The organism is Lutibacter sp. A64, assembly GCF_022429565.1.
Classification (GTDB): domain Bacteria; phylum Bacteroidota; class Bacteroidia; order Flavobacteriales; family Flavobacteriaceae; genus Lutibacter.
On sequence record NZ_CP092487.1, the window covers coordinates 2,905,536 to 2,920,503 of the forward strand.

14 protein-coding genes are annotated in these 14,968 nt (G+C 27.3%); 6 read left to right on the forward strand and 8 right to left on the reverse strand.

Translation table 11 applies throughout. The features are described 5' to 3' along the window. Positions 1-77: 77 nt before the first annotated feature. Both MKD41_RS11870 and MKD41_RS11875 read right to left on the reverse strand, forming a co-directional pair. On the reverse strand, positions 78-509 hold the full coding sequence (locus MKD41_RS11870) for a copper resistance protein NlpE (protein WP_240242504.1): 432 nt from the start codon (positions 507-509) through the stop codon (positions 78-80). A gap of 64 nt (positions 510-573) precedes the next feature. Then, a complete protein-coding gene (locus tag MKD41_RS11875; protein ID WP_240242505.1) occupies positions 574-2,817 on the reverse strand; it encodes a ribonuclease R family protein in 2,244 nt (747 codons plus the stop codon). 113 nt (positions 2,818-2,930) lie between these two features. On the opposite strand from MKD41_RS11875, the gene MKD41_RS11880 reads away from it, so the two are divergent. The 4 genes from MKD41_RS11880 (at position 2,931) to MKD41_RS11895 (ending at position 6,554) form a co-directional block, all read left to right on the forward strand. Then, positions 2,931-3,881 carry a diacylglycerol/lipid kinase family protein gene (locus MKD41_RS11880; RefSeq protein WP_240242506.1) on the forward strand — a complete coding sequence of 317 codons (951 nt, stop codon included), beginning with the start codon at positions 2,931-2,933 and terminating at the stop codon, positions 3,879-3,881. A gap of 797 nt (positions 3,882-4,678) precedes the next feature. Next, positions 4,679-5,116: a ribose 5-phosphate isomerase B gene (gene rpiB / locus MKD41_RS11885; RefSeq protein ID WP_240242507.1), complete on the forward strand. Its 438-nt coding sequence runs from the start codon at positions 4,679-4,681 to the stop codon at positions 5,114-5,116. An 80-nt stretch (positions 5,117-5,196) separates the two neighbouring features. Beyond that, positions 5,197-6,105, forward strand: coding sequence for a cation diffusion facilitator family transporter (locus MKD41_RS11890; protein WP_240242508.1), 909 nt, complete (start codon positions 5,197-5,199; stop codon positions 6,103-6,105). 2 nt (positions 6,106-6,107) lie between these two features. Continuing rightward, on the forward strand, positions 6,108-6,554 hold the full coding sequence (locus MKD41_RS11895) for a GNAT family N-acetyltransferase (protein WP_240242509.1): 447 nt from the start codon (positions 6,108-6,110) through the stop codon (positions 6,552-6,554). Here the strand turns inward: MKD41_RS11895 and citC are convergent. From citC to citD, 5 genes are read right to left on the reverse strand one after another with little or no spacing between them, the layout of a single operon-like run. After that, on the reverse strand, positions 6,551-7,639 hold the full coding sequence (gene citC, locus MKD41_RS11900; protein ID WP_240242510.1) for a [citrate (pro-3S)-lyase] ligase: 1,089 nt from the start codon (positions 7,637-7,639) through the stop codon (positions 6,551-6,553). The genes MKD41_RS11895 and citC overlap by 4 nt on opposite strands. Further along, positions 7,636-9,015 (reverse strand): triphosphoribosyl-dephospho-CoA synthase, encoded by a 1,380-nt coding sequence (locus MKD41_RS11905; protein WP_240242511.1) that lies wholly within the window; start codon positions 9,013-9,015, stop codon positions 7,636-7,638. Before MKD41_RS11905 ends, citC begins: the two co-directional genes overlap by 4 nt. Further along, entirely contained in the window at positions 9,008-10,567 is a 1,560-nt protein-coding gene (gene citF / locus MKD41_RS11910) for a citrate lyase subunit alpha (RefSeq protein WP_240242512.1), read from the reverse strand. Before citF ends, MKD41_RS11905 begins: the two co-directional genes overlap by 8 nt. A gap of 12 nt (positions 10,568-10,579) precedes the next feature. After that, the gene (locus MKD41_RS11915) at positions 10,580-11,458 is read right to left on the reverse strand and encodes an HpcH/HpaI aldolase/citrate lyase family protein (protein WP_240242513.1); all 879 of its coding nucleotides are present in this window, start codon (positions 11,456-11,458) and stop codon (positions 10,580-10,582) included. Between the two features lie 41 nt (positions 11,459-11,499). Further along, entirely contained in the window at positions 11,500-11,790 is a 291-nt protein-coding gene (citD, locus tag MKD41_RS11920; protein ID WP_240242514.1) for a citrate lyase acyl carrier protein, read from the reverse strand. Between the two features lie 287 nt (positions 11,791-12,077). On the opposite strand from citD, the gene MKD41_RS11925 reads away from it, so the two are divergent. Then, a complete protein-coding gene (locus MKD41_RS11925; protein ID WP_240242515.1) occupies positions 12,078-12,659 on the forward strand; it encodes an NUDIX domain-containing protein in 582 nt (193 codons plus the stop codon). A 48-nt stretch (positions 12,660-12,707) separates the two neighbouring features. On the opposite strand, the gene MKD41_RS11930 is transcribed toward MKD41_RS11925, so the two are convergent. Further along, on the reverse strand, positions 12,708-13,511 hold the full coding sequence (locus MKD41_RS11930; protein WP_240242516.1) for a Cof-type HAD-IIB family hydrolase: 804 nt from the start codon (positions 13,509-13,511) through the stop codon (positions 12,708-12,710). 154 nt (positions 13,512-13,665) lie between these two features. Between MKD41_RS11930 and MKD41_RS11935 the strand changes: the two genes are divergently transcribed. Then, complete coding sequence (locus tag MKD41_RS11935) at positions 13,666-14,946, forward strand: DEAD/DEAH box helicase (protein WP_240242517.1); 1,281 nt, start codon at positions 13,666-13,668, stop codon at positions 14,944-14,946. Positions 14,947-14,968: the final 22 nt, after the last annotated feature.

Here is a 14,968-nt window from a genome sequence, read left to right on the forward strand (position 1 = left end):
TTAATTTAGTTTTTGTTTAAAAAATGTATTTAAACTCTAAAATATAGCACAATTTTAAAGTAATAGACACAGTTCTATTAGTAGTTTACTTTCATTAATTTATAATTTAATGAACTTTGTATTTGTTTACCATCCATATCTAGTTGTTCAACAAAACAGGTTCCAATTTTATACATAGATGGTGCATTTTTTATTGATAGTATTATGTGTTTATTGTCAACTTTAAAAGTTCCTTCTTCAGTAAAAGATTGGTCATCTCCTTTTCCTTTGTAAATACTTTCTATACTAAAAGTATTATCTTTTTTAAGTGTAAGTTTTTTAGTTATACCATCACAGTCTGCACACGGAATTTCACCAATATAAGTTCCAAATATTGATTCATTTTCTTTTGAAATAGGTGATTCAATAGCTGTTTTTTTAATAGTATTACTTTCAATTTTTTTATGCTCTTTGCAAGAAATTAAAAGTAATACTCCAAGACATATAATTATTAAATTATTTTTTATCATTTAGTTTAAAGTTATAACATAGTAACAACCAAATTAAACAATAATTGTGCCTTTATAGTAATTTTTATTTTTCTATTTTTTCAAGTAAAGTAAAATCTAGATGTTTGCGTTCTAAATCTGTATTTTTTACTTTTATTAAAACCTGATCTCCAAGTTGATATAAATTTTTAGTTGCTTGTCCTACTAAAGCATATTGTTTTTCATCGTATAGGTAATAATCATCTTTTATATCGCGAATACGAATCATTCCTTCACATTTATTTTCAATAATTTCTACATAAATTCCCCATTCTGTAACACCAGAAATAACACCTTCAAACTCTTGATCTTTATGATCTTCCATATACTTAACTTGCATATATTTTATAGAATCTCGTTCGGCTTTTGAAGCCATATATTCTCGTTCAGATGCATGCTTACATTTTTCTTCGTAAGGTGCTGCTTTTGGAGATTTTCCTCCTTCTAAATAATGCTGTAACAACCTGTGTGTCATAACATCTGGATAACGACGAATTGGCGATGTAAAATGACTGTAATAATCAAATGCTAATCCGTAATGCCCAATATTATCGGTTGTATAAACGGCTTTACTCATAGATCTAACAGCAAGTGTTTCAATCATATTTGCTTCACCTTTTCCGTGTACATCTTGTAATAATTGATTGATTGATGAAGATGTAGTTTTATTATTTTTTAGGTCAATTTTATTTTTATAACCAAACTTACTTACAATACTTTGAAGCGATAGTAATTTTTCTTCGTCTGGTTCGTCATGTATTCTATAAATAAACGTATTTTTACTTGGAGCTCCTTTTTTAGTTCCAACAAATTCAGCAACTTTTCGGTTTGCTAACAACATAAATTCTTCAATTAGTTTGTTAGCATCTTTAGATTCTTTAAAAAACACACCTATTGGCTCTGCTTTTTCATTTAAATTAAATTTAACCTCTACCCTATCAAAAGTTATTGCACCTTGCTGTAAACGCTTTTTACGGATTTTTTTAGCCAATTTATCTAAGGTTAAAATTGCAGTAGCAATTTCTGGTTTTACTGTATAAGCTTCACCCGTTATAGAAATTTCTGAAGAGACTTTACAATTTAAAGAAGCCGTATCAATTGCACCCGAAGTAATAGTATTATTTTCTATAATTTCTTGTGCTTCTTCGTATGCAAAACGCTTATCGGAATAAGTGATAGTTCTACCAAACCATTGGTTTAAAACATGTCCTTTATCATTCATTTCAAAAACTGCAGAAAATGTTAATTTTTCTTCATTTGGACGTAAAGAACACACTCCATTTGATAATACTTCAGGTAACATTGGTACTACCCTATCTACCAAATATACCGAAGTTGCTCTTTGATAAGCTTCATCTTCTAAAATTGTATTTTCTTGAACATAATGTGAAACGTCTGCAATATGAATACCTATTTCATAATTTCCATTTTCTAATACTTCAAAAGATAAGGCATCATCAAAATCTTTAGCATCTTTTGGATCTATGGTAAAGGTTAAATCTTTACGCATATCTCTACGTTTTGCAATATCTTCTTCTGTTATTTTAAATGAAATTTTTTCTGCTTCTGCTTCAACTTTATCAGGAAATTTATAAGGCAAACCGTATTCTAATAAAATAGAATGCATTTCTGTTTCGTGATCACCTGGTTTTCCTAAAATTTCTATAATTTCTCCAAAAGGATTTTTAGAATTTCCAGGCCAATCGGTCATTTTAGCCAATACTTTTACACCATCTTCGGCTCCTTTTAATTTATCTTTTGGAATAAATAAATCTGCATACATTTTTAAATCGTCTGCAATTAAAAATCCGAAGTTTTTATTCAATTGTAAAACACCTACAAATTCAGTTTTTGCGCGTTTTATAATTTCAACAACATCACCTTCTTCTTTTTTACTATTTCTACGGTTATATAAATAAATTTTAACGGTGTCTTTGTCTAAACCTTTGTTTAGATTACGCGATGGTATGTAAATATCCTTTTCTAATTCGTCACAAATAAAATAAGCGTTTCCGTTTGAAGTAACGTCTAAAACACCAATATAATATTTATCTTTTGGTACAACTTTAAATTTTCCTCTTTCAACTTCTTCAACCTTTTGTTGACCTTTTAATTCTTCTAATTTTTGAATAATTTGATTGCGTCCATTAGCATCTGATATGGCTAATTTAGCGGCAATTTGTTTGTAATTTAAAGGATTACCATCGCGATTTAATAACTGTAAAATTTTTCTAGTTAAATCTTTAATGATATTTCCTTTTTTTTTGTAATTCGATTTTCTTTTCGACATTGATTATTATTTAATTGATATCAAAAGTACAAATAATTACACTTCAACTACGTTAATAATTAGTTATTTAAATTAGTATTTGTATTTTGCTACGCTATTTAAACGTGTATTAAATGAATACAAAATGGTTTGTTATTGTAAATCCAACTTCTGGAAATGGTGCTTCTAAAAAGAAATGGCCTTTAATTTTTAATGAATTAAAACAACAACAATTTACTTTTAAATTTGCTTTAACAACTCATAAATTTCACGCAGAAAAATTAGTACAAAACGCTATTAATAAAGGATTTATAAAATTTATTAGTGTTGGTGGAGATGGTACTTTACATGCAATTGTAAATGGTATTTTAACTTTAAATAATAATACAGCAACTGCAATTCTATCTGAAATTAAAATAGGAATCATTCCTATTGGAACAGGTAACGATTGGGTAAAAACATATAAAATTTCTAAAAATTATAAAGAAGCTATAAAAACTATTAAAACTGAAAATACAATTCAACAAGATATTGGTAAAATTACTTTAAAACCTGAAAATAAGGTAATTTACTTTAATAATTTAGCAGGAATTGGATTTGACGGTTTTGTTGTTAATAAAGTTCATAATTATAAAAATTTAGGCTCTTTAGCATATTTAATCGGTGGTTTAATAGGTTTATTTAGTTATAAAAAACCATTATTAGAAATAACATTTAATACTACTGTTTTAAAAAGTACTACATTATTATTAATAATTGGTATTTGTAAATATTCTGGTGGCGGAATGCAATTAACTAAAAATAAGAGTACTACAAATGGGAGTTTTGATATAACCTTTGTAAAGAATATTACTTTCTTTCAACTTTTGGCTAATATTTTAGGCTTATTTAATGGTAAAATAACCGATAAAAACTTTGTAGAAAATTACAAAACAAATCATCTAAATATTAAAGTTTTAGATACTAAAGAAACTTATATTCAAGCGGATGGAGAATTGATTGGATCAGGAAATTTTAAAGTAGCATTATTACCTAAAACATTGTCTTTTATTGTACCTAAAAGTAACAAAACAGTAAAAAGTTAAATTTTTCTTAATTTTATTGTAATAAATGTTAAATTAATTCGTCTATAAGATAGAACACCTAATTAATGAAACCATTATATAAAATAATAATTTTATTTCTACTTATATTTTTTATAGGTATTTATTTTACAGTAAATAGTATTAATACTTATTTTGCTTCACAAGACTGTATTGAAATTGTTACCCTACCTACTCAAGTTTTAAAACTATAATTATAACTTTTACTATTAATTTTTAAAATCATTTTACATTTTAAAGTAAAATTATATTTTAATAGATGTTATTAACATATATATATATTATAAAAAGAATTTTAAAAATTTTAAAAAATATTTTTTGTTATTATAGAGTGTTAATATGTACAATAACTAACAGGTTTTAAATTTTGATTTATCACTTATTAAAAATAACTAACAAGTTATATTTTTTTAAAAGCTTAAAAATCAACTAAATTATATAGGTTATCAACATTATGTTAATAGTGTTAACTAACCAATTTTTTGAATAACATTTTACTTAAAAAATGTTTATAACGATTTAAAAAATGTTTATAACTTGAAATTAAAAATCAATAAATAAATTTGGATATTTAAAGTGCGTTTTTGCATTAATCTTTTTAATCTATATATCAAAAAAAAGTTTTCTTTTTTAAGCGTAAACTTATTCACATTGTTTATAAAATTTAAAGAACTTGTAAATCAATCTATTAAAAAATACTATTAACAATTACTTTTTTTACTGTTAATAAGCGTGAATTTGTACTTTTGCAATCTAATCTTATTAACAAAACAACTATTATGGTAATTGCAATTGGTAACGATCACGCTGGAACTCAGTATAAATTCGAAATTATTAAACTTTTAGAAAGTAAAGGTATAAAAGTTTTAAACTTTGGAACCGATTTAAACGAAAGTATGGATTATCCAGATGCTATTCATCCGGTAGCAAATGCTGTAGAAAGCGGAGAAGCAACTTTTGGTATAATATTATGCGGAAGTGGAAACGGAGCTCAAATGACCGCTAATAAGCATCAAGGAGTGCGTGCTGCACTTTGTTGGAATAATGAATTGGTTGAACTTACTCGTTTACATAACAATGCAAATATTTTAGCAATACCTGCACGTTTTGTTTCTTTACAACAAGCTTTAGGTTTTGTTGAAGTATTTTTAAATACTCCTTTTGAAGGTGGAAGACATAAAAATAGAATTGAAAAAATACCAACAAAATGTTGCTAAATTTTAAGTGATAATAATTAACGTAGGTTATTTAAATTCATTAATTTTCAATTTGTAATTCATAATTTGTAATTAAAAAAATGGGACATAACCATGGGCATCATCACCCAACAATAACAGGTAAAAATTTATTAATTTCAATTGTATTAAATATAGCTATAACAATTGCACAATTAATAGGTGGTTTTATTTCTGGAAGTTTAGCTTTAATTTCAGATGCTGTTCATAATTTTTCAGATGTTATTTCTCTAATTATTAGTTATGTAGCAAATTTATTAGCCAATAAAAAAAAGCGTACTAAAAGATATACTTTTGGTTATAAACGCGCAGAAATTATTGCTGCTTTTATAAATGCCACTACCTTAATTATTGTTGGTTTATTTTTAGGATATGAAGCTATAATAAGGTTTAATACTCCTACAGAAATTCAGTCTAATTTAGTTATTTGGTTAGCACTTTTAGGAATTTTAGCAAATGGTTTTAGCGTAATTTTACTTAAAAGAGATGCAGATCATAATCTTAATATGAAATCGGCATACACACATTTATTTGTTGATATGCTTACTTCTATTGCTGTTCTTATTGGAGGTTTATTAATGAAATATTATCATATTTATTGGATAGATGCTTTATTAACTTTAATAATTGCTGTTTATTTAATTTATATGAGTTGGGATATTTTAATAAAATCAATTAGAATATTAATGTTATTTGTTCCTGAACATATTAAAATTGATGATGTTGTAAATGAAGTTTTAAAAGCTAAAGGAATTAAAAATATTCATCACGTACATATTTGGCAATTAAACGATGAAGGAAGCCATTTAGAAGCACATTTAGAGTTTACAAATGATATAAAACTTTCTGAATTTGATATTATTTGTGAAAAAATAGAAAAGACCTTATTCGAAAAATTTCAAATCAATCATTGTAACTTTCAACCAGAATTTATTAGAGATGATAAAAAGGATTTAATAAATCAAAGTTAAATATGCTTAAAATTAAAGCTAAATCATTTAATGAATTAACTACTATAGAATTGTATAATTTATTACAATTACGAAGTAAAGTTTTTGTAGTTGAACAAAATTGTGTGTATCAAGATATTGATGCTAAAGATCAAAAAGCACTACATATTTTAGGTTTTAAAAATAATAAAATAGTTGCATATACCAGAATTTTTAAACCTGGCGATTATTTTGATAAAGCTAGTATTGGCAGGGTAGTAGTAGCTGAAAATGAACGAAAATATGGCTACGGACATTTAATTATGGAATATTCTATTAAAGCTATTGATAATTTTTTTAATGAAAAAATAATTAAAATTTCTGCTCAAAAATATTTAAAAGAATTTTATAAATCTCATAATTTTATACAAATAGGCGAGGAGTATTTAGAAGATAATATTCCACATATTGCAATGGTTAAAAGCAATTAATGTCGGGCAGTACTTTGTTTAATTTTAGAGATAATTTCACTTGCTTCATCAGAAAGTAAAAAGGCTTTTGTTACTTCTGGTAAAAAATTTAGAATTTCGTTTAATTTACCTTCTTTAATCGCTTTTCTTACTTTTGAAGCACTTATATAATTTTTATCTGAAGTAGTTGCTTTATCATTTACAGAAATACGTTCACATTCAATAACTTCAATACCATTTTCTGGTAAAATCTTATGCATTGCAGTATTGTAAGCTTTAGTAGTTAAGCAATAATTTTCAGTTCCAATATACCTTTTTTTAATGTTTAAAATTGGCGCAATATAGGTTGTAAATATGTTTACATCAATTTCAGCTTGTTTTTGAGAAACTAAATTCCAAGATTCATTTTTTAAAAAATAATTAGGAAAAATTGCTCCAGAAACAATATACGGACCAGTAGCTAACATTACTACATTTTTTAAATCTGAGATGCCTTCTTCAATTAATTTAAAACGAATTTCAAAAGGAAAAGCAGATAAATTTTCACTAACTACAAATAAATAAACAAGTTCATTTTCTTTGGAAGCTTTTTCAATTAAATAGCGATGTCCAATAGTAAACGGATTGCAATTTACCACTACTGCAGCAACATTTTCAGATACTGTTTCTACTTTTATTTTTGCTAATTTTTTTTGATAATCTTTAATGGTTTTATAACCAAATTCTAATACAGCAAAAATAGGTTCTGCAGTTGTAATTAACGAAAATCCTAATGCTTTAAATAATTTTGAAGTTGCTGGTTTTGTATATACAAAACACTGTTTATGGTTTTCTAAACATTTGTCTGTTAAATAGGTAACTACCAAAGAAAAAGCTGTAGTTTCTCTAAAATCTGGTGCAATCACTACATATTTTAGCGTGTTTTTATGTAAAGATCCAGTACCAATTATATCATCGTTTAAGTTGTAAACAATCATGGTAAAATCTACTTCACTTGGATTAAAATCGAAATCATATTTTTTTAAAAATGATTGAAGTAATTTAACATCTAAAGGATTATCAGTATCTAATAATTCTTGTCTAAAATCGGTATCTTCAAAAATCATAACTGTGCGTTTTTAACAAAATGAATTAATAATGAAACTGATAATAAATCAGCAGATCCGCCAGGTGAAATATTATTTTCTTTGCAATAATTACACAATTCAATATAATCTTTTTTAGAATTAATTGCTTTTTTGGCTAGTTGTTTAACCTGTGTAAGTGCTTTAAAATTAGTTCTATATAAAATATTACTGTCGTTATTTTGTGTCATAATATGCAATAAGGTTGTTTGTAATATTTTCTGAATTTCTGCTTCATTTATTTCAAGGTGATTTTTAAAATTCTCATCTAAAAAAGGTACTGCATTTTTAAAAATACTTGGAAAACCTTCAGCAACTTCTTTGCGAATACCAGCACCTATTTTACCATAAGTTTTATACATTAATTCGCCGTGCGTTGTTACTTTATTTAATGTTACTTCCAATTCATTTTCTACAATTCCATTGGTTATTTTAATCACTAAATTTCTAAATAATGTATCTGAATATTTTGTGTTTTCAGAAATAATTTTGGCTAATGAAAAAAGTGAAATTCCGAATAAAAATACAATACCTTTATGTGTATTTACATTTCCGGTAGCTTTAAACATTTCCTGTTCCGCTTTTAGTCCAATATGTCTAATTTTAGGTAAAACAGTGGCTATTTTTCCTGTATAATTATAACCAAGTTCACAAAATTCTTTAAAAAAAGGTGTGAGTGAAACGGCAGAATTTAAAAACGTAAAAAAATGCATATCTGTATGCGAACCAGTATCTTTAAACGAAACTAAACCTGGTTTTGGACTTACAGAAATTTCATATAAAATAGCCTTTGAAGCAAATGCAGATAAGGTATTAATACAATTATTTTTAGTTGTAATTGCTGAATATTTTTCGATATCAGAAAAAATTAAATCTCTAATTTCTTGTTTTGTATGTCGCTTATTACGCATACACGAAATAGCGGAATGAGCTCCACAAAAATAACAAGCTTTCTTTTTTCCAGAGCTTATTGGTACACCTAAATCGTTAAAAATATCAACATCAATTAAACGACCTAAAGTGTGATTTGTTTCAAAATTTTCGGTTAAATTTTTTAAAGCTTTTAATTCAATTTTAGCATTTTTAGAAATAGGAACTATAAAAAAATCACCTGCTTCATCTAAAATTAAAGTTTCTTTTTTAGTTATTAATTCAATACGATTGGCTTGTAAATAGTTTATTAAATCCTTTTTTACTTCCGTAAAAAAAGAAGAAATTAAATTAGTACTTTTTGGATAACCAGGAATATTTAAAGATAAACTTAAAGTATTTAATTGCTGTTTTAAAAATTGCGCGCGCAGTTGCGCTCTATGTTCTCTAGCATTTAATATGTTCTCTAAAATTTTGTTATTATCCATGGTGTTTTACTTGCCTAATAACATCTATAATGGTTCCGTCTCTATATTCTATTAAACCAACTATTTTATCTGTAAATTCTATTTCTTGTACTTCACCTACAATAGAAGCTATTTCTTCTTGTAAATCTTCTATTTTACGAACATTTAAACCAGCTTTTATTAAATTTTCTTCCAATTCTGGTTTTAAAGGATTTACACAAATACCTCTTTCTGTTACTAAAACATCTATAGATTCTCCAGGAGTAACCACCGTATGAATTGATTTTTTAACAATAGGAATTCTACCTCTAAAAGACGGACAAACAACAATGGTTAATGTTGCACCAGAAGCGGTATCGCAATGTCCACCAGAAGCGCCTCTAATAGTTCCATCGGAACCAGTTATAACATTTACGTTAAAATTAGTATCAATTTCTAGCGCGCCTAATACAACTATATCTAATTTATTTGTCATACAACCACAATTAAATGGATTGGCATATAAAGCCGCCGGAATTTCTATATGATTGCTGTTATTTATTAAAGATGAGCATACAGCAGCATCAAAAGATTGTACATCAAAAATGGTATTAAATAAGCCTTCATTTAGCATATCAACTCCGTAAGAAGTTACACCACCTAAAATAAAACTACCTTTTATTTCGGCTTTTTTCATTTTTTCCCGAATGTATTTTGCAACGGCTAACGATGCACCACCTGCACCAACTTGAAATGAAAATCCGTTTTTAAAAGAACCAGAATGTTCAATTACATTTGCGGCTAATTTTGCAATTCTTAAATCTATAGGCGATTTTGTAATACGTGTACTTCCTGTGGCAATTTTTGAAGCATCTCCAATAGAATCTATTTTAACCACATAATCAACAAAATTTTGAGTAATTGAAATAGGAATACAAGGGTAATCAACAATATTATCTGAAACCACAATTACTTGTTTTGCGTAGCGGGTATCAATACTTGCATAACCCATAGAACCAAAGGCAGATTTACCTTTACAACCTGTTGCATTTCCTTCATTATCTGCGGCAGAAGCAGCAATAATAGCTAAATCTACATTAATTTTTCCTGTATGAATTGCTCTAACTCTACCACCATGAGAATGTATAGTTACGGGTAAATCTAAAACACCTTCAGAAATAGCTTTACCAATTTCACCTCTAATTCCAGAAGACCATATTTTAGTAATGGTTCCATCTTTTAAATATTTTAAAATTGGGTTATGGACCTCGTTTAATGAGGAAGAAGCTAAAGTGATGTTTTTTATACCCATTTTAGCTAAAATTTCTATTGAATTAACTAAAATATTATCACCATTTCTTAAATGATGATGGAAAGAAACCGTCATTCCATCTTTAGGAGAAGTTTTAATAATAGCTTCTTCTAAAGTTTTACAAATTTTACTTTGATGCGGTAATTTAGCTTTATTTGGAGGTGGAATTGTAACTTCATCCATCCATCCTTTTTTAAGTTTTTCCCAAGCACCAACAAACATGTCTATTTTTCCAACACCTTCAATATATTCTGGAATTTCACGACCTATAACATTTTTCATAATTTAAAACTTTTAAATGGTATTGAAATCTATTTGAGCAAGTTCTAACACGTGCGTTGCTCTGGTAACTATTGGAGCATCAATCATTTTACCATCAATAGCAAAAACACCAATGCCTAATTTTTTATTTTTCTTAAATTCTTTAATAATTCTATATGCTTTTCTAATTTCTTGATCTGTTGGCATATAAACTTCGTGAATAATATCAATTTGTCTTGGATTAATTACTGCTTTACCAGTAAAACCAATTTGTTTGGCATATTCTGTTTCTAAACGCAAGCCTTCTTCATCGTTTACATCAACAAAAACAGTATCAATTACATCAATTTTATTTGCTTTTGCCGCCATTACAATCATTTTTCTGGCAAAATCAATTCCAGATCCATCTTTGGTACTTTTAATATTCATATCGGCAGTTAAATCTTGTCCGCCAATGGTTATTGCATCAACACGTTTAGAAAATTTAGCAATATCAAAAACGTTTTGAACACCCAAAGCGGTTTCAATCATTAAATGCAGCGTCATTTTATCATGCGGCAAACCGTGCTTATCTTCAATGTCTTCAATAATCTTAATAATTTTTGCTAATTCTTCAACAGATTCGGTTTTAGGAAAACGAATAGCATCTGGTTGAAGTGGTACAATTTCTTCTAAATCTTCCAATCCAAAAGGTGTGTCGATATGGTTTACTCTTACACAAATTTCAGCATTGTAATAATCTATAGATTGAATCATATTTCTAACTAAAATACGCGCCGCATCTTTCTGATTTAATGCTACAGCATCTTCTAAGTCTAGTAATAAACTATCGGCGCCGTAAATTCCTCCTTGTTGCAACATAGCCGGATTGTTTCCAGGTATGTAAAGCATGGTTCTCCTTTTTTTCTTCACAAGTTATTTATTTTAAAATTACGTTGTTTTTAACAAATTAATTAGGCCATTGTAGCCTTTTGAATATTACAAGCTCGTTTAATAGCTGTTTCTAGGCGTGCATTAATTGTTAGTTCTAAGGCTCCCTTATCTTTAGCAATTAAGTGAATGTCAGATATATTGTAACTATCTAATTTAGATATTATTAATTCTTTTATTGTGGTACCATATTCTAACATAACAGAAGAATCAATATCTATATTTCTACCAGAATTTGGTTCTACAGGTTCAATTAAAATAATAATATCACTCGATTCAAAAGAACCAGATTGCGACTTTCTAATTATTTCCATTTTAATTAAATTTTACTAAAAAAATTAATACTTATTTAACAAAATTAGACAGTTGTTTTTTCTCTTACAAGTTAAAAACCAATAATTAAATTGGTAGTTTTTACCTTTTTATTGAACATAATTTATTAGAAATACAAGATTTATAAGTAGGCAAATAAGTAACGCTATTTTTATTAAGATAAATGAGTCTATTTAGTCTTTTTTTTAAATTTAAAATAATAATTTTTAAAGAATATAAAACGTATTTTTGATGAAGTTTTTATCAATAAAAAAGTGTTTTAAATTTTATGAAGAATTCAAGAGTTAAAATAAATACAGTAAAAAATTTAGCGAACGATTATTACAAGTTAGACAAAGTAAATTTTGATTATAAAACAAAAGATGGAATTTGGCAAAATCAGAGCAGAGAATGTTACGATAGAGGAGATGGTGCTTGTATTTTATTATATAATCCATTAAAAAAAACAGTTATTTTAACCAAGCAATTTAGAATGCCAAGTTATTTAAATGAAAATGAAGATGGAATGATGCTTGAAGTTTGCGCAGGTTTATTAGATAAAGACGATCCGTTTACGTGTATAAAAAAAGAAGCAGAAGAAGAAACGGGTTATAAAATTAACAATCCTACAAAAGTATTTGAATTGTACTCTACACCAGGAGCAGTAACAGAAAAAATACATTATTTTATTGCAGAATATAATGATGCTATGAAAATTTCTGAAGGAGGAGGTTTAGAAGAAGAAACAGAAGAAATAGAAGTGATTGAATTTAATTTTGAAGAAACTCTTAACTTAATTAAAACAGGTGAAATTTGCGATGCTAAAACAGTAATTTTACTGCAATATGCTAAAATTAATAACTTGGTTTAATGATTGATTAAATTAGAATGATAAGCTTAAAAGCTCTAACAAAAATTACTAAAAATATTCTTTAATTGCTTTTGCAACACCATCGTTTTTATTGGTGTCTGTAACGGCATCTGCTACTTTTAGCACTTCATAATTTGCGTTTGCAACCGCTACACCTAAGCCTACGGCTTTTAGCATTTCTATATCGTTATAATTATCGCCAAAAGCAACTACATTATCCATTGAAAGTGTTGGAAAACATTGATCTAAAATAATATCAATAGCGGTTTTTTTAGAAATATCTTTATGTGAAATTTCAATATAAGTATCTTTAGAACGGTACAACATTATTTCATTTGAAAACGTACTTTCTAACGATTTATACAAAGTATCTATTTCAGAAGCATCTCCCATACACATTATTTTATGAGCGCCTTTTCCTTCAGAATTCCAAGTTGCTAAAACTTCAGTATTTGGTTTTACAGTTGGTGTAACTTTTGTATTATTTTCTTCTCTTTTAGCCCAATAATCCATTGAAGGTACATACCATTCATCTGCATGAAACAAGCTTAAATGTATAGAAGTATTTGTACATTGGTTTATGATTTCTTCTAATACATTATTTTTAATAAAAGTAGAATGTAAAACTTTATTGTTAGTTAAAATTAAACCACCGTTATAAGCAACCAAAGGTGTGTTTTCATTTTTAAATTCTTGTTGTAAATGACGCATTCCTTTAGGCATTCTAGATGAAATTAGCACTAATGGAATTGGCGCTACCCTTTGCACTTGTTCAATAGTAGTTTTAGATAATTCTCTGTCTTTATTTAACAATGTACCATCTATATCAGTACAAATTAATTGATAACTCATATATAGTTTTATAAATACGTGGCAAACTTAATAATTAATGTTATTTAATTTTGTTGATTGTTAAAGAATTAACGAAATCGATAGAATTGCTATTTTTTATAGGGATTATTAGTTAAAAGTAATAGTGTACCTTTGCAAACTTATAAATAAATATATGACATTTAAAGATTTAGCAATTATAGAGCCGATATTAAAAGCGCTCCAAGAAGAAGGTTATACACACCCAACACCAATTCAAGAACAAGCAATACCAATTTTATTAAATAGAAAAGATTTACTAGGCTGTGCACAAACAGGTACTGGTAAAACTGCAGCATTTACAATACCAATTTTACAACATTTATATAATAGCAAAGGAGATACTAAAGGAAAACGAAAAATAAAATCGCTTATAGTTACACCAACTAGAGAATTAGCCATACAAATTAATGAGAATATTACCAATTATGGTAAATATACAGGACTTAAAAATGTAGTTATTTTTGGAGGTGTGAAACAAGGCGGACAAACAGATGCTTTAAGACGTGGAACTGATATTTTGGTTGCCACACCAGGAAGATTATTAGATTTAATTTCTCAAGGGTTTATTAGTTTACAAGACATTAAATATTTTGTATTAGATGAAGCTGACCAAATGTTGGATATGGGTTTTATTCATGATATTAAAAAAATTATTGCAAAATTACCTTTTAAAAGACAATCGCTTTTCTTTTCAGCTACTATGCCACCTGCCATTGCAGAACTTTCTAGTAAAATTTTAAATAATTATGAAAGAGTTACTATAAAACCAAAACAAGCAACTGCAGAAAAAGTAGAACAAGCCGTTTATTTTGTTAGTAAACCAAATAAAACAAAACTATTAATTCATTTAATTGAAGAAAATCCAGAAGCATCTATCTTAGTATTTTCTAGAACAAAACATGGAGCCGACAAAATTGTACGTGTTTTAGGAAAAGCGCATATTAAATCTGCTGCAATACACGGAAATAAATCTCAAGGAGCACGACAAAGAGCTTTAGGAAACTTTAAAAAAGGAGAATTAAATATTTTAATAGCAACAGATATTGCTGCAAGAGGTATAGATGTTGAAGAATTAAGTTTGGTAATTAATTACGATTTACCAAATATTCCAGAAACGTATGTACATAGAATTGGTAGAACAGGACGAGCAAAAGCAAGTGGAATTGCTTTGTCTTTTTGCAATCAAGAAGAAAAAGCATATTTAAAAGATATTCAAAAACTAATAAATCAACAAATACCTTTAATTGAAGATCATCCTTTTCCTTTAGATGAAAATGAAGAAATTCCATTAGCTACAAAGCCTTCAAAAAACCAACGTAAAAAGGCAAAACGAAGAGCAGAACACAATCCAAAAGAAGGAGGAAATTCTAATAAATCGAAACGTAAAAAATACTATCCTAGAAAAAGAGCATAGTTTAAAAAAAGCTGTTTCAAAT

What these genes read in the sequence shown, in the direction of transcription:
- citD (WP_240242514.1), bottom strand. Translation starts at nt 11,790, where the DNA reads ATGGAAATAATTAGAAAGTCGCAATCTGGTTCTTTTGAATCGAGTGAT.
- MKD41_RS11925 (WP_240242515.1), top strand. Translation starts at nt 12,078, where the DNA reads ATGAAGAATTCAAGAGTTAAAATAAATACAGTAAAAAATTTAGCGAAC.
- MKD41_RS11890 (WP_240242508.1), top strand. Translation starts at nt 5,197, where the DNA reads ATGGGACATAACCATGGGCATCATCACCCAACAATAACAGGTAAAAAT.
- rpiB (WP_240242507.1), top strand. Translation starts at nt 4,679, where the DNA reads ATGGTAATTGCAATTGGTAACGATCACGCTGGAACTCAGTATAAATTC.
- MKD41_RS11930 (WP_240242516.1), bottom strand. Translation starts at nt 13,511, where the DNA reads ATGAGTTATCAATTAATTTGTACTGATATAGATGGTACATTGTTAAAT.
- MKD41_RS11905 (WP_240242511.1), bottom strand. Translation starts at nt 9,015, where the DNA reads ATGGATAATAACAAAATTTTAGAGAACATATTAAATGCTAGAGAACAT.
- MKD41_RS11870 (WP_240242504.1), bottom strand. Translation starts at nt 509, where the DNA reads ATGATAAAAAATAATTTAATAATTATATGTCTTGGAGTATTACTTTTA.
- MKD41_RS11875 (WP_240242505.1), bottom strand. Translation starts at nt 2,817, where the DNA reads ATGTCGAAAAGAAAATCGAATTACAAAAAAAAAGGAAATATCATTAAA.
- citC (WP_240242510.1), bottom strand. Translation starts at nt 7,639, where the DNA reads ATGATTTTTGAAGATACCGATTTTAGACAAGAATTATTAGATACTGAT.
- citF (WP_240242512.1), bottom strand. Translation starts at nt 10,567, where the DNA reads ATGAAAAATGTTATAGGTCGTGAAATTCCAGAATATATTGAAGGTGTT.
- MKD41_RS11895 (WP_240242509.1), top strand. Translation starts at nt 6,108, where the DNA reads ATGCTTAAAATTAAAGCTAAATCATTTAATGAATTAACTACTATAGAA.
- MKD41_RS11880 (WP_240242506.1), top strand. Translation starts at nt 2,931, where the DNA reads ATGAATACAAAATGGTTTGTTATTGTAAATCCAACTTCTGGAAATGGT.
- MKD41_RS11935 (WP_240242517.1), top strand. Translation starts at nt 13,666, where the DNA reads ATGACATTTAAAGATTTAGCAATTATAGAGCCGATATTAAAAGCGCTC.